The following is a 20,095-nucleotide window of genomic DNA, read 5'->3' as shown; positions in this document are numbered from 1 at the left end:
ACTTACTTTAACAGAGCTAGACTAGCAGTATGTGAGATAGTGTTTATTTAGTTGCTGAATAGGTCAGAAGAGAGAGTTTTGACTACGTAGTTGTAGTTAAAACATCGAGTGAAATAAAATAAAGAAAGTATATAATATGTGTTAATCATGCTGACTCTAGCATACCCCCTCACTGTTACTGATCATACTATGTTAAAAAAAATATATAAAAAAATACGAAAGAATAAAAACGATTATTACTCGCCACTTATAGATTATGACTTGAGTGATTATAGCTATAAAATAGTCACTTGTGATGAGAGGAAAAGTTATGAGAAAAAATCAACTGTAAATAAAAATCAAATTAAGAATCTTTCAGATGATTTCTATGCACAATTATACTCTTTCAAAAACCTACCTAAACATTATATTTTTTTAATTACCGTTGTTGCTCCAATAATCTCAATAGTATCAATATACCTTTTATTCGTTGCCGTTAGACAAGGTTCTGATTCTTTATATTCAGCTGTGTTAGGAGCGGTAAGTTTCACAATATTTATTATATGTCGTGATAAGAATGAAAAATCAATATTACAGAAGCAGTCCCTAATCCATAATAAGAGCTTTGTAACGATAGATGAGGTAAGATTATATTGGATAAGAGATAAAATTGGATCACGAACTGATATCTGCGAATTTGTAAAAAAATTATCTGAATGGAAGAGTTTGAAAGATAAGTACAATCGTAATGCTAAAATCAACTGGTTTAATTATATCTATGACCCTCAATCAAAACCTAGAATTCTAGCTTTGTTTATTGCTTTTATCTCTTTATTTACAGTTATGACAATAAACACATTTGAGATTGAACCTCTTTCAATAATAGTTATTTTTTTTGGTTTAAAATATTTTTTAATCGAACAAACTGGACTTGTTTTATTCCTTGGATTAATCACAGTGTTTCTACTCTGGCAAATAATATTCATTAGCCATATGTTAAGTAGATTTATAATATATTTGATAGATTATTTGAATAGAGATAATTTAAGTGAGTTAAGATTTAGTATTTTAATGAATTTTTTGTTAGATCACGTGAAGTTCTACGATTAGCTCTCATTATTAGAAAGCATTAAATAAGAGCTAATTTATCCTAAAAAAATGAGCCAATCCTTCAAGCCACCAAAAAGACGACTAAGAAAATTGACCCATTCTTATAACTTCGATTTTTAACATTTACTATTAATTCAACTGCAGAGACCCTTTTGCATTCATCAGTAGCTCAACCACATCATCACCACTAATCACTTCAAAGCGCTTGTCGATATCTGACTCTTCTACACCGTTGTGTTTCATACAAGCGCCGCAGACCAATACTTGACCACCTTTTTCGATAAAGGCTTCTAGTAACTCACCAGCTGGCTCGAACGGATCGCCGATATCTACATTGTCTAGCGCATTTGGCTTTGCCAGATGTACAGCATCCACCATTAAGATCACAGTAGCAGAATGGCCTTTTTTCAGTGCCACGCCTGCCATGGTAAACGCTAAGGTAATTTTACTTGGGTTTGATTCGCTATTATCAAATAACGTACCGACATAATCTGTTTTATTAGCCATATTATTCTCCTTATAAGACTATATTTGTTTTGTCTGAGTATGTACTCACTACTATCCTAACATTTATTATATGTATTTATATAATGAGTTGTTATGAAATAGTAGCTATAAGGTTGCTTGCTTGTACTATCTGTTAAATAAGTTAAAAGTAATGAATTTCTAGCTTATAACGTTAAGTTAGTCAGCTGTATCGACAGGCGGCCACGGACGATCAGCATCACTTTTGATCCACTCAGCCACGTAACCCGTTGGCGGTAGGTCCCAGTCAGATTGGCCAAGTGCAGCCAGTACTTGTGCCGTGTCGATCACTCTACCACCCTTAGTAACACCCGTACGCAGTAGTCCAGATGAGCAGGGCTGTCCTTTGACCCACATTGATTGCTCAATATACAGCCAGCGCGCGTCGATACCGACGATTTTGGTTTTGAGCGTGACTTTTTGAAAGGCGCGAATACGCTTACGGTATTGAATAGTGCTGCCAGCGATGACCAAACCCCAGCGTTGTTTTAACAACTGCTTGCCAAGCCCAGTCCGTACTGCAAAGTCCATACGACCCAAATCATACAGCGTAAATACGCGGCCGTTATTCATCTCCAAAAAATTATCTATATCGGATAAGCGGCAGCGAAACTGAATTTCACTGGTGTCCTTAAACGTCAGTGTGTCGCCTTTTTTTGCCTTTAGGGCAGCATGAGCAATGGTGCTAGCATAACGGATAAATGGGTACATAAAACACTCTCAAAAAGTTATGAACGTTGGCGTTATTATTTTGTCATTGATGACAGTGATTATTTATTGTCAGAGATCACACCTTGAGAAGGTTCGCTAGTAGAAGCCACACCAATCCAATTAAAATAAGCGCTGACAGTTTCAGGTATCCAGTTGATATCGAATTTTGAAATCTTCGACTCTTTATCATTGGTGACAGACGATTTGTTTTTGGACTGACCGTTGTCTGAGCGATAACGCAAATAACCAATGTGCCCACCGTGGTCAGTATCTAAGATAGTGACACTCTCAGAGACATCGTTTGGGGTAGCAGTGAAGCCAATAAAAGGATCGTCTTTTGCACTGATTAATAGCAGAGGGTGAGTGACGTTGCGCAAATATGGCATGGCGGATGCGGTATGATAATAGTCGTTTTTGGAGCGATATCCGTGACGCGGCGCGGTAAAGATATCATCGAAATCACTGATACGATTGGCAGCTTTGATAGAGTTGATTTCATCTTGCGTAAGGTCGTTCGCCAATGCTTTTTTGATAATTGGGTTAAGCAGATAAGGCGTATAGATACGATGACTCAAAAAGCTGTGCATAGTAATGGCAGCTGAAGACATATCGACTGGCGCGGAGATGACAACAGCACCTTTACATAGGACTTTGTCCTCATATTCGCCCATGTATTTGGCCAGTGCATTGCCACCTAATGAGACGCCAACCGCATAGATATTGGCATACTGCTCACGCAAATTCTGTAGCGCATGATGCACCTCGTCAGTGTCGCCTGCGTTGTAGAACACCGTGCCACTAGCAGGAATACCGCCGCAACTACGGAAATGTGCCACCACAAAGTGCCAGCCCTGCGCGTGCATTTGGTACGCCAGTGCGCGAGCGTAATGACTGTCACTACTGCCTTCCATCCCGTGGAAGAGGACAATCAATGGGGTTTGCTCAAGCTCACCATTTTTTGACACTTCTACAGGATGCGCATCATAGAAATCATAGGCAACATCGCTCTCGTCCAGTGAGTCTTTTTCGACCACACGGCGGTAGGTCGGTGCCTTTGGCGCGAAAAACTTAGGCAAGATGCTTTGTAAGTGTGGATTGGTTAGCCAAAAGGGCGGCTTAAAAGGTGCTGGAGAAAAAGGTTTGGTTGAAGTTGACATATATTGGTCTTATTTAATGATCGTGAAAAAATAAATAGAGTAGTGTGATAAGGGTTTTTTATCATAACGCCAGTACCTGTGAAAACCAATAATTTTCAGTGAACGCATGATTACTGAAAACAGTTATTGAAAACAGTTATTGAAAACAGCTACTGAAACAATTTAACGAATAAATATATTGAACACAGAACTGTCCAAAATTTGCGACGAGAATAGCTAGTCAGATTTTTAGTCTTCTGGTTTATCCAATACTCGACCATCCATTGCTAAGCGCGCTTTTAAATTTTCGACATCTGCTTCAGCAAGTGTGGCGGTTAAGGTCACTTGTTTGCTATAGGAGACATCGTCGATATGACCGCCAAGGCTCTCTATCATATAGCGGCATTGCGCTTCAGTCGCAAACTCTGCCAGTATTTGAATCTGGGTCATCGGTACATAAGGGTTTAGTATCATCTCGTCGACGGCCGCTTGGGCAGAGCCTGCATAAGCACGCGTCAGACCGCCAGCGCCCAATTTGATACCACCGAAATAACGCACCACGATGACAATTACGTTGCCGATCGACTTATGCTGCAATACATTCAATATCGGTCGACCCGCTGTACCGCTTGGCTCACCATCATCATCGAAACCAGCACTAGTGGTATTATCTGGATCACCGATGATGTATGCCCAACAAAAATGCCGTGCATCGGCATATTGCTCGCGCAGTTGTTCCACGTGAAACATTGCTTGCTCGCGAGAGGTTACCGGATAGGCGTAAGCGATAAACTCAGATTTTTTAATTTCGAGTCGCGTGGTAACGGCACGTTTTAGTGTTTGATAGCTCATATTTCATCAGGCTTAGGTTGGATATGTTAAACTGGTCTGACTTTCACTGGCTTTGTATTGAGCACAGTGTTCATTTAATTTTTCATTATAGTACCATTTCTAACCATCGAAGATAACGAGCCGCTCACGGCTGAGTGCTGGCGTCGTTAGTTTCTGATTTAGGGCTGGTATAATAAAACCGATGGTAGTAAATAGTATGCGTTTAGATAAATTCATTAGTAAAGCCACCGAGCTGTCGCGTAAAGAGTCAAAAAAGATCATGCACGCCGGCGAAATTACCGTAAATGATCAAGTGGTTAAAGATCCTGGTCTACATGTTGATGTCGTCAATGATGATGTGATGTGGGCAGGCGAGCCATTGTCGGTTGCTGCGGGCAATCGCTATATCTTGTTATATAAGCCTGAAGGCTTCGAGTGCACGCTAAAAGTTAAAGAGTATCCAATTGTCACCGAACTGATTGCTGTACCAGAATTGGGTAGCCTGCGTATCGCTGGACGTCTCGATGTCGATACTACTGGCGCATTGCTCATGAGTGATGATGGCGGCTGGCTGCACCGTGTCACCAGTCCTAAGCATGAGCATGCAAAGGTGTACGAGCTGACTTTGGCAGATGCAATGGACAGTGATGCACAAGAAAAAGCCGTGAAGAAAGTGGCGGAAGGCATCTTGCTTGAAGGGGATTACGAGCCAACCAAGCCTGCTGTCCTTGAGTTCATCGATGAAAAACATGCACGCCTAACATTGGAGCAGGGCAAATACCATCAGGTCAAACGTATGATGGGTTACTTCGGTAATCGAGTCACTGAGCTGCATCGCGCCAGTATCGGTCATATCAATCTAGAAGGCCTAGAAAAAGGCGATAGCCGTTTCTTAACGCCAGAAGAAGTTGCCAAATTTTAATAAATGAGCACTGAAACTATTAAGCTTTGGCCTTAGTATTTGTCTTGAAATTATTGTTTTAAACCCATTAGCAGCCGCTACCCAGTGTGCTGCTTTTTGCGGTCTGCTATATTGTATTTATGTCTACTACCTACCTGTGTTGCCTATCTCTTAAAGCTAAGTAGCAGTTTTGCGACTTTAGCCATTTTGTGCTTTGCAAAACTATCCCATATGCTACAGTCTTTTTTATCTATATTTTTATGACAGACACCCCTTAAACCAACTCTAAAAATCTGACTAATCAGAAAGTGGATTGCTACCTTTCAGTTAGTAATAGCTTTGGAATTGGTCTTAATATCGAAAATCGTCATTATTAAAAACCAGATAGGAATCTCTCTGTGACATTACCTGTATTAAAGTCCGCTAGCCTAATCAGCATCATACTATTAGCAACCACTGCTTGCGCTCAGCCAAGTTCAGCGGATGCTAATAGCAATAACGTAACGCAAAGCACTACAAATTCACAAGCAGCTCAAGCAGTGAGTGCGACTGTTGATAAGCGATTGCGCCAAGTACTGACCCAAGCAGGTATCAAAACACAGATTACTTCTATTGTGCCATCCAAACTGCCCAATATGTATCAAGTCAATTTGGCTGGCCAGTTGCCGCTGCACATCACCGAAGATGGTCGTTACGTCATACAGGGTGAGCTACAGAAAAACCCAAGTAAGCAAGTTATCACTAAAACGCCAGTACGTAGCACGAGTGCGCAAGTAGGCAAACCTGTCAATACGAGTGTCAAGTCTGACATGCTAGCAAATATGAGTGCGCTTAAGAATATGAGCGCTAAAACACCATTCTTTTATACCGCAGTACCGGGTGTCATCTGGGGTGCAACGCTAGAAGGCGTGCCGTTTTTACTATCGGACGATGCGCAGTATATTACCGATGGTGAAATATCAGTCATCGAAAATGGTCAATTTATCGGCCTCGATGAGAACTTTGAAAAACGCAAAAACCAGTCTGTGTTTGCGTCATTGGACAAAAGCCAGCTGATTACTTATCCAGCGACCACTACTGAGAGAGCCGTCATCTATGTGGCAGATGATGTGAACTGCCCTTACTGCCGCCGCTTGCATCAGCAAGTGCCATCACTCAATGCAAAAGGCGTGACGGTTAATGTCATTGGCTATCCGATATATGAGGCGTCACCGAAGCAGATGCGTGGTATCTGGTGCCAAGCGAATGAAGACAGTCGTCGTCAGGCATTTGATAAGGCGATGCTACAGGGTGAAATGACGCCTGCATCAGCAAGTTGTACAGTTGACCATGTGACACCCAATCGTGAAAAAGCAGCTGGACTTGCTGTGATGGCGACGCCTGCCATCTATCGTGAAGATGGCGTGCTGTATCAGGCGAGTTTTGAGAGTCCAGAATTTTTAGAATTCTTGGGTGTTGAATAATCGATTGGTAGGGTTAAGTGCTTCAGCAGTTCAAAATTTTAAGATATTAGACGGTTAAGCCCAGTCATAAAAAGCCGCCTTATGAATCAGTTCATAAGGCGGTTTTTTATGGTTCTATTCAGACATTTTTACATCTCAAAAGCTTTTTGAATGTTCTATGGTAAGACGATATCAACGATTTTCCAATTGATAAGCCCTTCACGCTGCATCTCGATAGTGAGAGGGTAGCCTTTTACCTGACCACTAATACTAAAGCAGTTGATACCGCAGTAGCCCAGCGTTGGCTTCTCACTGTCATTGCCTTGGGCGACTTGCTGCTCAAGTTCGGCAGCTTGTTTTTTCATGACTTGCTGCATTTGGCTTTTGACCACGGCATCGACATCACCGCGCTGAATGATTAAGTTCTGAATTAGGTTTTTCAAGTCGACTTGATCGCTAGCGATGGCCCATGCTGCGGCTAGCTCTTTGGTTGCTGTATTGGCTTGACCTTGGGTATTAATCACCTTTTCGATATTTTGCGGCGTGATGGCCCCTTCAACTGCCTGCGCGATAAAACCATTCGCGGCTTTGGTCAACGGCTCACCGCCCAATTCAGAAATTAGTGGATACTTAGTCATTGTCGTCGCAAATTGGCTGGTTAGCTGATTTTGAACGCTTGGTCGCACTTGCTCATAATCAATAGCCGCTGCGATAGTGGCACCGTCTTTATCATCATAAGCGTTTTTGAGCTGATAAGCACTGTAGTAAGGCGAGCCTGCATACACTGCTACCGCAATGATGATTAATAGAATAACCAGCTTTTTCATAAGACTTGATACCTTGTCGCAAGCGTCATCACTATGAGTATAAATGACCGTAGATGTGACGGTAAATATTAGCACGACTATGCACCGCTCAGGTACGAAAAGCTTTGCAGTAACCTTAATGAATCGTTTGGCTTTTGCCGCAGCAATGCCAACTGCTAATTTCATCATTTAAGAGCTTGATAAATCAGCAGACCATCTCCATAAATAGCGCAAACTTTTTATAATTGATTTGGCTAAGCAGCCTTCACCGTATTTGTTGGTTAAGTCTAAGCATTATGGTTCTATAGCATAATGAATTGTTATGTTTCATGTGAAACGTTATACATATCTGATGGCTAAGAATCATGAATAAGATTAAGACAATTATCAATTGAGCTGATGATTTGACGAACCGGTGTGGCTGTAAAGACGATAGGAGAGAGCATGAGTAAGCGCGATTTTTATGAAATATTAGGTGTCAGCAAGACCGCTGACAGCAAAGAAATTAAGCGAGCCTACCGTAAGCTTGCCATGAAATACCATCCAGATCGCAACTCTGATGATCCTGATTCGGAAGACAAATTCAAAGAAGCTTCAATGGCTTATGAAGTATTGAGTGATGAAGAGAAACGTTCAGCCTACGACCGTATGGGCCATGCAGCTTTTGAAAACGGCATGGGTGGCGGCGGCTTCGGCGGCGCAGGTGGCGGTAACTTCCAAGATATCTTTGGCGATATCTTTGGTAACTTCGGTGATATCTTTGGTCAGCAGCGTGGTGGCGGCGGTGGGCGTTCGCGTCGCGGCTCTGACTTGCGTTATGTGATTGAGCTGACATTAGAAGAAGCCGTACGTGGCTGCAAAAAAGAAATCAGTTTCACGGCTCCTGCGCCTTGTGATACCTGTGATGGTAAAGGGGCAAAAAATGCTTCCGATGTGGTTACCTGTCAGACTTGTCATGGCCAAGGTCAAGTACGTATGCAGCAAGGTTTCTTTGCGGTACAGCAAGCTTGTCCTCATTGCGGCGGTACTGGTAAACAGATCAAAAACCCTTGTTCAGACTGTCATGGCAATGGCGTAAAAGACAAATCACGCACGTTAGAAGTTTCTATCCCTGCAGGCGTCGATGATGGTGATCGCGTTCGTCTAGCAGGCGAAGGTGAAGCGGGCGGCGCTGGCGTACAAAATGGCGATCTATATGTCGAAGTACGGGTCAAACAGCACAATGTCTTTACCCGTCAAGGCGCTGACCTATATATGGATGTGCCAGTAAGCATCACTGATGCAGCATTGGGTAAAGAAGTCGAAATCCCAACCTTAGATGGTAAAGTAAAAATCAAAGTGGCAGAAGGTACGCAAAGCGGTAAGTTGCTGCGTGTACGCGGCAAAGGCGTAACGCCAGTCCGTACTACCATGAAAGGTGACTTGATTTGCCGTGTGGTTATCGAAACGCCAGTGAATCTGACTCGTGAGCAAAAAGACTTGTTACGCCAATTCCAAGACACTTTGGATGATGACAGCAAGCATCAACAGTCGCCACATAAAAAGTCATTCTTTAAAAAAATCGGCGACTTGTTCGATTAAGAAATAGTCTAACTAAGTAACTAGTATTAAAATAAGCCCAAAGGTTTCACATGAAACCTTTGGGTTTTTTATTGATGGTATAAAAAGCCCTTCGTGTGATGATATTTGCTAAACTTACGATAAATGATAGTCAAAAATAGTTTCATCAAATATAAAAAATCTAAGGTAAAAACATGAGCGAACAAGTAAATACTAAATCTATCAACGTTGGGGTAATCGGTGCAGGCGGGCGTATGGGTCGTATGCTTATCGAGGCAGTACAGAATAACCCGCAAACTACATTAACAGCAGCGATTGAGCGTCAAGGCTCTAGCTTAGTCGGAGCAGATGCCGGCGAAGTTGCTGCTATCGGCCATTTAAATGTGCAAATCGTTGATGACTTAGCCGCTGTGATTAACGATATCGATGTACTGATTGATTTTAGCTTGCCTGACGCCACTGAAAAAAACATGCAAGTTTGTGCTGAATATAATGTCGCTATGGTCATCGGTACCACAGGATTCAATGAACAGCAAGAACAAGTACTGGCAAAAGCAAGTGAGAAAATCACTATCGTATATGCGGGCAACTATTCGACAGGCGTTAATTTATCATTGAAGCTACTCGGTATGGCTGCCAAAGCGTTTGGTAATGATGCTGATGTAGAAATCATTGAGGCACATCATAAGCATAAAATTGATGCGCCTTCTGGTACGGCATATATGATGGCTGAAGCCGTCGCAGAAGCCCGCGGACAGAACTTAAAAGACGTCGCTATTTATGGCCGCGAAGGACAAACTGGCGAGCGCGAATCTGGGACAATTGGTATTCACGCAGTACGTGGTGGCGAAATTGTAGGCGACCATACTGTGATGTTTATCGCAGATGGCGAAGTGGTCGAGATTACCCATCGTGCACGCGCGCGCATGACATTTGCCGCTGGTGCCGTACGTGCCGCAACTTGGGTTGTTGAGCAGGAAGTAGGTCAGTACAACATGCAAGATGTACTTGGATTAAGTGACTAACGACTATTTATGGTTGACGGTCAAGTTTAGCGTTATAACTGATAGCTCGATGACTTAATAGCAGCAAGGGAGCAGGTATGAATAGTATCAAACGTTATGTTAGGCATAAACTGATAAATACTTTTTGTACCACCAACCTTGCAAGCCTATCAGCCTTTGCACTGAGTCTAGCGGTTCTACCAATTAGCGTACAAGCCAGTACTTCTCAAACCTATGTTATCCATACTTATGGTGGGGCTAGTCTGTTACCTGCAGTTAGGCAACAATTAAATAGTAGCGCAGACGGTGGTACGGTGACTACCTATCAAGATAAATTGGTACTGCGAACGACGGTACGCAATTATCAGGCGGTACAGCAATTGTTGTCTCAGATTGACCGTCAGCCACAGGCATTGACGGTCGCCGTACGTGTTGGCAATAGTAGTAGCGGGCAAGGTAGTATTCAGCAGGGTCAAGTCATTATCACTAATCGCGGTATTCAAGGTGCAGGGGGCATTAGTCAGCGTAGCAGCCAGCAGCAGGGTAATAATCTATATCAAGTACAAACACTATCTGGCAGTGCGGCGAGTATCAGCACAGGTACGCTCTACTCGCTAACTCAAACCTACAATGCTAATAACCATTTAACTTATCATCGTTCAGCTAACGATAACTTCAAACCACAGATTGTGATTCAGCAGCAAATACTACTACCAACGACACAAGGGATTGCCGTCACACCAAGACTGCTGCCTAGCGGGCAGGTAGAAATACAACTTTCACAAGTGGAAGAAAGGTTAGTGCAGCCGAATTCACCTTATAATCACATGAGTTCTACTAACAATTCTACTGGCAGTGCTAGCAATGCTATTCGAGGTCAAAGATTGAACAGTACGATTATCGTACCACGTGGACAATGGGTGACGATTGGACAAGTTTCACAAAACTCAAGCAGTAGCACCAGCAACGGTAGCCGTAATACTAATAATAGCGTGCCTATTTCTTTGCGAGTTGACTAGTTACTAAGTCGTTACGCACAAAAAAAGCGCGACACGGGTATTAACCGTGCCGCGCTTTTTTGTGGAACAATATTAAGCACTAATCAATATAGACCACTTCAAGCGGTGGGAAGCCATTGAACTCTACCGATGAGTAAGAGTTGGTATAAGCACCAGTGGTGAGCCAGTAGATTTTGTCACCAATCTCAAGCTCTTCTGGTAGCTGATAACCTGCTTCTTCATACATAATATCAGTTGAGTCACAAGTTGGACCTGCCAACACCACAGTACCTTCACTGGTAGACGTTTCCATCTTAGGCGTATAGACAGGGTACTTGATAGCTTCACCTAGCGTCTCGATTAAGCCTTGGAATAGACCAACGTCGGTATATACCCAACGAGTCAAATCGGTATCAGACTTACGAGAGATCAGTACCACATCACTGACCAAAACGCCTGAACCACCAACCAACGAACGACCCGGCTCTAAAATAATCTCTGGCATTTCGTCATCATCATAATCGTCAGTCAGATAGCTGGTAATCTCTTCCGCATAGACTTTGATAGGGTTAACTTCGCTGATGTAATTGGTCGGGAAGCCGCCACCCAAATTGATCATTTGCAGCTTGATACCTTCTTCGTTCTTCATCCAGTCAAACATATATTTAACTTTGGATAATGCATCATCCCATGCAGCGACGTCTTTTTGCTGGCTACCGACGTGGAACGAGATACCATAAGGAACCAAGCCCAACTCGCGTGCTTGAACCAGTAGGTCGATTGCCATATTAGGATGGCAACCAAACTTACGTGATAATGGCCATTCTGCTGTCTCTGATCCTTGCACCAAGATACGCACAAACACTTTAGAGCCTGGAGCGTGTTTGGCAATGTTTTTTAGATCCGCTTCTGAGTCAGTCGCATATAGATCGATGCCTTTCTCAAAGGCATATTTGACATGCTCAGCTTTTTTGATGGTGTTGCCATACGAGATGCGCGATGGCTCAACGCCGCAACCAAGCACGCGATCAAGCTCATAAATAGAGGCACAGTCAAAGTTTGAACCAAGGTTTGCTAGTAGATCGATTACTTCCACTGCAGGGCTAGCTTTCATTGCATAATGCAATTTTGCATTAGGAAACAGGCTTACCATCTCATGGTATTTGGTTTCGATACGACTAAGGTCAACTACTAAGAAAGGCGTCTCGCGACCTTCAGCAGCCTTGGTGAATTTCTGCCAGCTGGCAGGTTCAAAATATTGGTCAATTTTGATCATTGTCATAGTAGTAAACCTTTTGTGGAAACTGTATCGGTTAGAAAAATTATCGCCAAACAGTGAATGCTAAATATTAACACCCACTGTAGACGTAACTATGTGAAGGATAAAGACGAAATAAAGAGATAAGAATAAAGAGTAGAGCTTTAAGAATTGACGGCTTGTGTCTGTTTTTCTGCTGATTGAGCTTCTTGCTTTTCACGTATTTTAAGAACTTTGCGGACTTTATCACGAGCACGCGTCTGTTTAAGACGAGACAAGTAGTCAACGAAGATTACGCCATTGAGATGATCCATTTCATGCTGAATACAAACAGCAAGCAATCCTTCAACTACCTCATCGATGACCTCACCGTTACCGTCTAACGCTTCGATACGGACCTTATTAGGACGTTCGACTTTGTCATAGACATCAGGTACAGATAAGCAGCCTTCTTCATACGGTTGCTTTTCTTCTACCAGTGGCGTGACTTTTGGATTGATAAAAACTCTAGGAGAGCTTTTGTCTTCAGACAAATCCATAACGATAAGCTGAATATGATGATCCACTTGACTGGCTGCAAGCCCGATGCCTTGAGCATCATACATCGTCTCGATCATGTCTGCGATTAAGGTTTTGATTTCAGCAGTCACTTCCTTGACAGGCTTGGCGATAGTACGCAAGCGAGGATCTGGGTAACTTAAGATAGGGAGTAGTGCCATAACGCTCACCTCAATGATAAGGACAAAATAGGGTTGATATTATAAGATAAATGGGGACAAAAGTAATGCTTATCAATACTTTCGCAGTCATATGATGCTATATGCATATAGAAAGACTAAATTATCGATGATAAATGGCATAAAAAAGCCCTGCTTAATGCAAGGCTTTGTTTATATAGTATTTTAATTAGCTAGTAATCATTTATGACTAAACTATGCATGGCTTATGACTAATTATGCACGGCGTTTGTTTACAATCATTTCATATAGGAACAATAAGATAATTGCACCAATTACTGAGAATATAAGACCAGTGAAACCGCCATCAGCGTTGATACCGATTAGGCCAGCTAGGAAACCACCTAGCATTGCACCAACGATACCCAATACGATAGTCATAATCCAACCCATAGGGTCATTACCTGGTTTGATAGCACGTGCTAATAAACCTGCGACTAAACCTACAATAATCATCCAAATAAAGCTCATGTTACTCTCCTAATATTATTAATATTTATAATGTGTTACAAGTTTTGATAAATCTATTGTAAACACTCCCTGGACGCAAAAGTAAGCATAAAATGTTACTACTGTAGGGGCTATGTGAGGAAAAAGTCTGATTTGCTATCGAGTAAGGGCAATAAGTAAACGAAAGGTTACAAAGGTAGCAGTGGTGCTAACAGCATTTATCAACGTGGTATCTGTAGTGCCAAATTCATATAATGAAGGCATATAAATATTAGAAGTAAAAAACGCAGCCATCTATTAGATGAGCTGCGTTTGTACATAAGAGAATAAGAAGAACTGTTTATTTATAAGAGCTGCTTCTTTATTTTAGCTAGAAGCGTTAACCATTATGTAGTGAGGTTAACAAACGCTGATGAATCCCTTCAAAACCGCCATTTGACATGACCACAATCGCATCACCTGCTTTTGCATGACTGCCGATATGCTCAATAATAGCATCAATGCTTGATAGCACTTGTTGGTTGCCGATAGCGTCGCTAGTAGCCTTAGCTTTTTCGATGACCTCTTTTAAGCCCCATTCCAAACCGGTAGGCTCGTACCATAACGTGTAGTCAGCAAGTGCCGCTGATTGAGCCAAGCTGTCTTGATGAATGCCCATTTTCATGGTGTTGCTACGCGGCTCAATGATAGCCCAAATACGTCTATCAGCCAGCTTCTTTTTGGCACCATCTAATGTGGTTGTAATAGCCGTTGGATGATGAGCAAAATCATCAAAGACTAAGATGTCATTGACGTCGCCAATCAACTCCATCCGGCGCTTGATACCAGCAAAATCTGATAAAGCAGCACAGGCAGTCTCAACACTGACCCCAACATCATAGGCCGCAGCCACAGCAACTAATGCATTGTTGACGTTATGGATACCGCTCATTGACCAGTTTACGATAGCAGTTGCTTCTTCATTAGCGGCAAAATTGACTTTGAACTGGCTACCGTCTTCTTGAATTAGCTCAGCCTGCCAATCGCTACTATCTTTTAAAGCACGCGTATTTTCGCTGGTATCAGCTAAAGTAGAGTCGATGACGGCAGAACGCCAGATAGGTGTCCAAACCCCTTTCGCTAGCGTATCTTCTAAACTAATGGTCGCGGCTGGCATAATAATTTTGCCAGTGCTTGGAATCATACGCACCATATGGTGAAACTGAGTCTGTATTGCATTGAGATCCGCAAAAATATCTGCATGATCAAACTCAAGGTTATTCAAAATAGCAGTACGCGGACGATAGTGAACGAACTTCGAGCGCTTATCAAAGAAGGCAGAGTCGTACTCATCTGCTTCAATCACAAAGTAACCAGATTTATCATCATCGCTTTTATCAGCACCCAAATAGCTGCTGTGCGCGAACACTTGCTGTAAGTGCTTGTCAGTCGTATCAACCAATGGCACACCGCCAATCAAAAACCCTGCATCGATACCAGCATAATGTAATATCCAAGCAAGCATCGTCGTGGTTGTGGTCTTGCCATGCGTACCTGCAACAGCGATTACGTGGCGTGACTGCAATACTTGCTCAGATAAGAACTGCGGACCTGAGGTATAGCGCAAGCCATTATCTAGCATATACTCAATCACATCCATGCCGCGTTTCATCGCGTTCCCAACAACCACTAAGTCTGGCGTTGGTTGCAAGTGCTCTACCAGATAGCCTTCTTCTATAGTCACGCCAGCATTTTCGAGTTGAGTGGACATAGGAGGATAGACATTGGCATCTGAACCTGTGACCGTATGCCCAAGCGCACGTGCTAGCAATGCCAGTGAGCCCATAAAAGTACCACAAATACCAAGGATATGAATATGCATAGACGTTCCGTACGCGCTTGAATGAAAAGAATAGAGAGCGAATAAAATAAAGTGTGAGGTGCCTAGCTGTTATCAGTAAAAATAACCACTTTGATAAACAATGACCAATATATCAGCTGGGCAAACAAGCAATCATTGTAAAGTAAACCCTGTTCGATGACCAATAAAAAACGCCTAACAAGTAGGCGCTATGTAGCTAATGTAATTTGGTCGTTTTAGTATGTAGAGATACGCCAACTAACAGTCAGCATGATGACGCTTTTATTTTCGTGATAACGTATAGTCATCCTCTAAATTATCGTGTTCATCAATCCGTATCAAGTGGTTGTCTTGGATATGGTAGGTCTCGATATTTTTCCCTTCATAGACAATGGTGATTTTATCATTGTCTTGTCGGTAGATACCGGATTCGAGTAGGGGTGTTTTTGGTTTTTCAGGATTATGATAGTAACTTGCTTTTAGTACGGAACCATCGGCGAATAAGTTCAATGTAACGTCGATACTGTCGCAATCTGTACAAGAGACCATACCGCCATAATCGCCCATCAATGTTGCTTGCAGCATACTGCTTTTTGCTTCTGATCGCTCCAGAGAGATGTCTGCATAGGTATCTTTATTTGACTGAGCAGCAGCAATTAATGATTGCCCTTCCACCATATCGCCTGTCTCATCATTACTCGCTAGCTCAGCATTTTTAGCATTGTCATCTTGCAATGATTGTGAAGCATCCTGCGACTCAGAACCAGTCGACGCAAGCGTAGATACCATGTCTTTATCGGTACTGGAAGAGGCACTATCACAGCCTACGAGTAGCACGCATAGTGACGCTACAAGTAACGAAGGACGCCACCGTTTTACGATAGCAAGCGTAGTAGAGCGAACGGGAGCAAAATATATCATGGTCATACCAAAAACAGTTTTTAACAAGTATTTTTCAAGCTCATCTATACTATCGACAACGTAAAGCCATTGTCAAAGATAAGGATAATAAGGCATGGGCGCGTAGTAATAATATAAATTAAGAACTTGATAGCATTATCTTATATTCAAAATACAGATAGCTTATGAGTAGAAAGCGACAAATATCTAATGCTTATCCGTTTATAAGGTAAGCTGTCTAAAGATATCAAAGGCTTGAAAATATCTCTGTGGGCTTTTTGTTGTTGGCTTTATATCTAAAAGGCATAAGTTGACATGAGCGATACCTGTTGGTAACGCTAATATGGGTTGTAAGGGCGGGTTAATAGTAGACAAAAAAATAGACATTGTATCGAAGATAGCAATGTCTATTTTAAAAGCAGAACTAGGAAAGAAACCTAACGTCTTGTTAAGTCATAAGATACTACTTGGAAGATTTTACGATACGCATTAATATCAAGACATGTACGATCAGTAGCACACTAAATAGAATCAACGACTGCTCAGGAATACTTAATCCCATAAGCGTCCAATCAACAGAGGCACATTCACCAGATCCTGCAAATACTTCTTTGAATACTTGTAGGATAGGGAGGGTATCAAGCCAATAGTTCAGTCCTGGACCACAAGAAGGTACTTGGTCAGCAGGTAAATGTTGCAGCCATACATGGCGTGCTGCTACCGCAGTTGCCCAGCCGATACCTACTAGACTACCAAGCCATAATAGTAGTCTTATTACTTTAGATTTAGGATTAAACAACGCTGATATCAGGGCGAATCCGCCCATGACGATTAGACCAACACGCTGAAAAATACAGAGCGGGCAAGGTGAAAGCCCTAAATGACGCTGTAGATAAAACAGCGCAAAACTCATGCCTATGATGGCCATTATCACCAAAAATACTTGCAGGTTACGGTAAGTGGTTAGCTGTCGCATTGTGCGGTTACTCTTATGGGTTTATCTATAATAGATGTAGGGTAGCAATCGAGATTAAGCAGTCAAAATTTCATAGTCAGGACTTAGCAATTAGACCTTAGCAATCGAAAACTAGTCATCAGAACTCAGCAATCAATAACTGGCAGTTAAAAGCTAGCAATCAAAGCTTAGCGATACTGCTGTAAAAATTCCATAAAGTCTTCTGTTTCAGACTGCTCAATCTCAGCTTGCTGCAAGATAGATTTTTCTGCCAATACCTCGTATTTAGCTTGGGTATTTGGACTAAGTGTCTGCTGTAGTAAAGACTCGCGATGCTGCTGAGCCAATGTAAATCCAAGCTGCCATAAGCTGCCTAAGCGTTTACTGTCGGAATTTACTTGTGCAGAGATAGTCGACTCAGAGTGTCCTGCTTTGCCTTGCATCAATGCTACGGCCGCACGGTAATCGTTACCACCGTAGTGAGCATCAAGCAGTGCAGCAAGTGGCTGCATACGTTCTAGATGCGTGAGCATCCAGCTTTCAAGTGACTGCTCTTGACCATTATTGATAATGTGCAAATCATCACGGCGACCTTCATTGACCACACGCTCAAGATTGATAGCGAGTGTATCTTCTTCTTCAGGTAGCAGGTCTGGTGAGTCACTGAACAGGCAATACAGCGCCATCACTTCCAAGAAGCAAGCACTAGATAGGCGAATACCTACGTCACTGTATGGGTCAAGATCGATAGCACGGAATTCGACATAGGCGATACCGCGACGCTCAAGCGCTTCGGTTGGTGTTTCACCGCTCATCGCGATTTGTTTAGGACGAATAGGGCTGTAGTACTCGTTTTCTATTTGTAAAATATGATTGTTGATTTGGATTGGATTGCCATCTTCGTCTTCTAAGCCAAGCTTAGCAAAGCTTTCGTGCGGTGTTTGAATGGCACGGCGTAGACCATCGACATATTCCGGCAGATAGTTATAACGGATATCAAGCTGCTCTTGCACACTATTGGTATAGCCAAGCTTGCCCATACGCAGGCTAGTCGCAGCAGGTTTGTAATAGGTCGAATCATTAAGCAATTCTAAATCGTGCTCACGCCCTGCCAAGAAACAAGGACATACGCTTGGACTGGCACCTAGCAAATATAAAACAAGGCTGGTTAGACGTTTAAAGTTGCGAATCAACCCTAGGTATTTTTCGTTTTTAAACTCTGTCAATGTTTGGCTTTGTGCAGTCGGTGTTTGGGCTTGCCATGTCTCAAACAACGTATCACCAAAAGATAAGTTGTAATGCAAACCAGCAATCGTCTGCATGCGACGACCATAGCGAATACCAAGTCCACTACGATATAGGGTTTTTAGCTTACCCGTATTAGAGCTACCATAATCAGCTAGTGGGATATCCTCATCTTTAGAAGACAACATACAAGGCATCGATAATGGCCACATCAGCTCACCTTCAGGTATGCCCTGATAGACTAATACGTGCAATTGGCGCAGCATATTAAGGGTTTCTTTTGGTGAGGACTTTGGTTCAGTGATGAGCTCAAGCAGGCTTTCTGAGTAATCGGTAGTAATAAAAGGATGAGTAAGTTTTGATCCAAGTTTGGCTGGATGCGGGGTCTGTGCCAAGAAACCATCAGGCTTTACGCGCAGGCCCTCTTTTTCAATACCGCGGAGCATACCCGTTAAGTGTTGGCTATCAAACCAATTAGGGATTTCGAAATTAACAAAGCTACTCGCAAAATTACTCATAATAGTCATCTATTGTTATTTATTATGGCGGATCAAAACACGATAAGCGTTTGTCCATAAAATAGGTAAATGTTAGGTCAATAATTCCGTCAGTTTAGCTCAAAGCTGTCTTGAAAACCACGGACAATTACAAATACGATAAGCTTTAGGCAACGCGATTTGTGAGGATTTTGACCCTGTTTTTAATACAAATTCATCTCGAATACAGCGTTATTCTGGCCAGACATTTTGATAAAAAAAGCATCTACCTGAGAGATAGATGCTTTGTTCATTATGCCTACAAGCCATTTGACATAGTATTGGCATACTACCGCATTATCTTAATAACCATAGCGCGACCGCGTCTATTTGGCTTATATAGAGAATGACGAACCGCAGCCGCACGTGGTCGTGGCATTTGGATTGGTCACCACAAAACGTGCGCCTTCCAGTCCTTCAGTATAGTCAACGGTCGAGCCTTGCAAGTATTGATAGCTTAGCGAATCGACGACTAACGTCACATCACCATTATCAAAATTGGCATCGTCTTCGTTTAGATCGTTGGCAAAGTTAAACCCGTAAGAGAAACCAGAACAACCGCCACCCGTCACATAGACACGTAACATAAGATCGCTATCGCCTTCTTCTTCGCGTAGACGGCGTACTTTTTGCGCCGCACTGTCGGTTAGGCTTAATACGGTTGGGTCTACTGGCTGGCTTGAGCTTGGACTAAATTGGTTGGCTGATTCGTTCATATCTACCTCAGTTGCTAGGATCAAATGCGGTCGTCGTCCTGTTTGAGTTTGCAATAGGGTACTTGCAAATAAAAATACGCACGGCGTTTGATTTAATTGGGTGCTGTCATTATGGCAAAGCTATTAGTGCATTATAAGCTGTTTGTACAATTTCAAAATAGTATTTGTGCCACCACAACATTTTATTGGCTCTATTGATAGAGGGCACTTATCTTTTAGCAGTATATCATAATGGGGGTGCGGATTCGTTTGTCAAGAGTGATGCAACTATTGAATTTTACTAATGAATAGCAGTGTCCCAATTTTGATATTGTATTTTTTAAAATAACTGCGTCAATGGGCTAAACCAATAACCAGACTAAAAAATAATAGCGTGTGACTATATAAAACACTACTTAATAATATTAGACAGTCTTAAAGCTTATTAGTCATATTACGGTATTTTACGGCCATAA

20 protein-coding genes are annotated in these 20,095 nt (G+C 42.3%); 7 read left to right on the top strand and 13 right to left on the bottom strand.

The genetic code is table 11. The annotated features are described in order from the left end of the window. The first annotated feature begins 189 nt into the window (after nt 1-189). Entirely contained in the window at nt 190-1,089 is a 900-nt protein-coding gene (locus ACHEVO_RS09065; RefSeq protein ID WP_394124675.1) for a hypothetical protein, read from the top strand. Nucleotides 1,090-1,218: 129 nt separating this feature from the next. Here the strand turns inward: ACHEVO_RS09065 and ACHEVO_RS09060 are convergent, their stop codons facing one another. The 4 genes from ACHEVO_RS09060 to ACHEVO_RS09045 all read right to left on the bottom strand — a co-directional run bounded on the left by ACHEVO_RS09060 (nt 1,219) and on the right by ACHEVO_RS09045 (nt 4,313). After that, nucleotides 1,219-1,596, bottom strand: coding sequence for a DsrE family protein (locus ACHEVO_RS09060; protein ID WP_394124674.1), 378 nt, complete (start codon nt 1,594-1,596; stop codon nt 1,219-1,221). Nucleotides 1,597-1,773: 177 nt separating this feature from the next. After that, entirely contained in the window at nt 1,774-2,325 is a 552-nt protein-coding gene (locus tag ACHEVO_RS09055; protein WP_057757622.1) for an acyl-CoA thioesterase, read from the bottom strand. Nucleotides 2,326-2,384: 59 nt separating this feature from the next. Then, nucleotides 2,385-3,482 carry a YheT family hydrolase gene (locus ACHEVO_RS09050; RefSeq protein WP_394124673.1) on the bottom strand — a complete coding sequence of 366 codons (1,098 nt, stop codon included), beginning with the start codon at nt 3,480-3,482 and terminating at the stop codon, nt 2,385-2,387. Nucleotides 3,483-3,710: 228 nt separating this feature from the next. Beyond that, the gene (locus ACHEVO_RS09045) at nt 3,711-4,313 is read right to left on the bottom strand and encodes a YigZ family protein (protein WP_394124672.1); all 603 of its coding nucleotides are present in this window, start codon (nt 4,311-4,313) and stop codon (nt 3,711-3,713) included. A gap of 196 nt (nt 4,314-4,509) precedes the next feature. Here ACHEVO_RS09045 and ACHEVO_RS09040 point away from each other — a divergent pair, with 196 nt between their 5' ends. Together ACHEVO_RS09040 and ACHEVO_RS09035 are read left to right on the top strand one after the other, a co-directional pair. Continuing rightward, nucleotides 4,510-5,214 carry a pseudouridine synthase gene (locus ACHEVO_RS09040; protein WP_057757631.1) on the top strand — a complete coding sequence of 235 codons (705 nt, stop codon included), beginning with the start codon at nt 4,510-4,512 and terminating at the stop codon, nt 5,212-5,214. A gap of 377 nt (nt 5,215-5,591) precedes the next feature. Beyond that, nucleotides 5,592-6,656 carry a disulfide isomerase DsbC N-terminal domain-containing protein gene (locus ACHEVO_RS09035; RefSeq protein ID WP_394124671.1) on the top strand — a complete coding sequence of 355 codons (1,065 nt, stop codon included), beginning with the start codon at nt 5,592-5,594 and terminating at the stop codon, nt 6,654-6,656. Nucleotides 6,657-6,811: 155 nt separating this feature from the next. Here the strand turns inward: ACHEVO_RS09035 and ACHEVO_RS09030 are convergent, their stop codons facing one another. Further along, nucleotides 6,812-7,462 carry a DUF2939 domain-containing protein gene (locus ACHEVO_RS09030; protein ID WP_394124670.1) on the bottom strand — a complete coding sequence of 217 codons (651 nt, stop codon included), beginning with the start codon at nt 7,460-7,462 and terminating at the stop codon, nt 6,812-6,814. A gap of 43 nt (nt 7,463-7,505) precedes the next feature. On the opposite strand from ACHEVO_RS09030, the gene ACHEVO_RS09025 reads away from it, so the two are divergent. The 4 genes from ACHEVO_RS09025 to ACHEVO_RS09010 all read left to right on the top strand — a co-directional run bounded on the left by ACHEVO_RS09025 (nt 7,506) and on the right by ACHEVO_RS09010 (nt 11,024). After that, entirely contained in the window at nt 7,506-7,634 is a 129-nt protein-coding gene (locus ACHEVO_RS09025; RefSeq protein ID WP_267442830.1) for a hypothetical protein, read from the top strand. Nucleotides 7,635-7,885: 251 nt separating this feature from the next. Then, the gene (dnaJ, locus tag ACHEVO_RS09020; protein WP_057757637.1) at nt 7,886-9,022 is read left to right on the top strand and encodes a molecular chaperone DnaJ; all 1,137 of its coding nucleotides are present in this window, start codon (nt 7,886-7,888) and stop codon (nt 9,020-9,022) included. Nucleotides 9,023-9,195: 173 nt separating this feature from the next. Then, nucleotides 9,196-10,026: a 4-hydroxy-tetrahydrodipicolinate reductase gene (gene dapB, locus ACHEVO_RS09015; RefSeq protein ID WP_394124669.1), complete on the top strand. Its 831-nt coding sequence runs from the start codon at nt 9,196-9,198 to the stop codon at nt 10,024-10,026. A 77-nt stretch (nt 10,027-10,103) separates the two neighbouring features. Beyond that, nucleotides 10,104-11,024, top strand: coding sequence for a hypothetical protein (locus ACHEVO_RS09010; protein ID WP_394124668.1), 921 nt, complete (start codon nt 10,104-10,106; stop codon nt 11,022-11,024). Nucleotides 11,025-11,103: 79 nt separating this feature from the next. Here ACHEVO_RS09010 and ACHEVO_RS09005 read toward each other — a convergent pair whose 3' ends face one another. The 8 genes from ACHEVO_RS09005 to erpA form a co-directional block, all read right to left on the bottom strand. Continuing rightward, complete coding sequence (locus ACHEVO_RS09005) at nt 11,104-12,279, bottom strand: type III PLP-dependent enzyme (RefSeq protein WP_394124744.1); 1,176 nt, start codon at nt 12,277-12,279, stop codon at nt 11,104-11,106. A 146-nt stretch (nt 12,280-12,425) separates the two neighbouring features. Further along, nucleotides 12,426-12,980 carry a peptide deformylase gene (gene def / locus ACHEVO_RS09000; RefSeq protein ID WP_057757649.1) on the bottom strand — a complete coding sequence of 185 codons (555 nt, stop codon included), beginning with the start codon at nt 12,978-12,980 and terminating at the stop codon, nt 12,426-12,428. Nucleotides 12,981-13,214: 234 nt separating this feature from the next. Then, on the bottom strand, nt 13,215-13,469 hold the full coding sequence (locus ACHEVO_RS08995; protein ID WP_057757652.1) for a GlsB/YeaQ/YmgE family stress response membrane protein: 255 nt from the start codon (nt 13,467-13,469) through the stop codon (nt 13,215-13,217). Nucleotides 13,470-13,827: 358 nt separating this feature from the next. Continuing rightward, entirely contained in the window at nt 13,828-15,309 is a 1,482-nt protein-coding gene (gene mpl, locus ACHEVO_RS08990; protein WP_394124667.1) for a UDP-N-acetylmuramate:L-alanyl-gamma-D-glutamyl-meso-diaminopimelate ligase, read from the bottom strand. A gap of 261 nt (nt 15,310-15,570) precedes the next feature. Next, on the bottom strand, nt 15,571-16,215 hold the full coding sequence (locus ACHEVO_RS08985; RefSeq protein ID WP_394124666.1) for a copper resistance protein NlpE N-terminal domain-containing protein: 645 nt from the start codon (nt 16,213-16,215) through the stop codon (nt 15,571-15,573). A 436-nt stretch (nt 16,216-16,651) separates the two neighbouring features. Then, a complete protein-coding gene (locus ACHEVO_RS08980) occupies nt 16,652-17,164 on the bottom strand; it encodes a disulfide bond formation protein B (protein WP_102078206.1) in 513 nt (170 codons plus the stop codon). Between the two features lie 167 nt (nt 17,165-17,331). Next, nucleotides 17,332-18,906, bottom strand: coding sequence for a glutamate--cysteine ligase (gene gshA, locus ACHEVO_RS08975; RefSeq protein WP_394124665.1), 1,575 nt, complete (start codon nt 18,904-18,906; stop codon nt 17,332-17,334). Between the two features lie 353 nt (nt 18,907-19,259). Then, a complete protein-coding gene (gene erpA / locus ACHEVO_RS08970; protein ID WP_057757666.1) occupies nt 19,260-19,640 on the bottom strand; it encodes an iron-sulfur cluster insertion protein ErpA in 381 nt (126 codons plus the stop codon). Nucleotides 19,641-20,095: the final 455 nt, after the last annotated feature.

It is taken from the genome of Psychrobacter nivimaris (assembly GCF_043419765.1).
Classification (GTDB): domain Bacteria; phylum Pseudomonadota; class Gammaproteobacteria; order Pseudomonadales; family Moraxellaceae; genus Psychrobacter.
The sequence above is the reverse complement of the archived record's forward strand: the minus strand, read 5'-3'. Positions and strand labels throughout refer to the sequence as shown.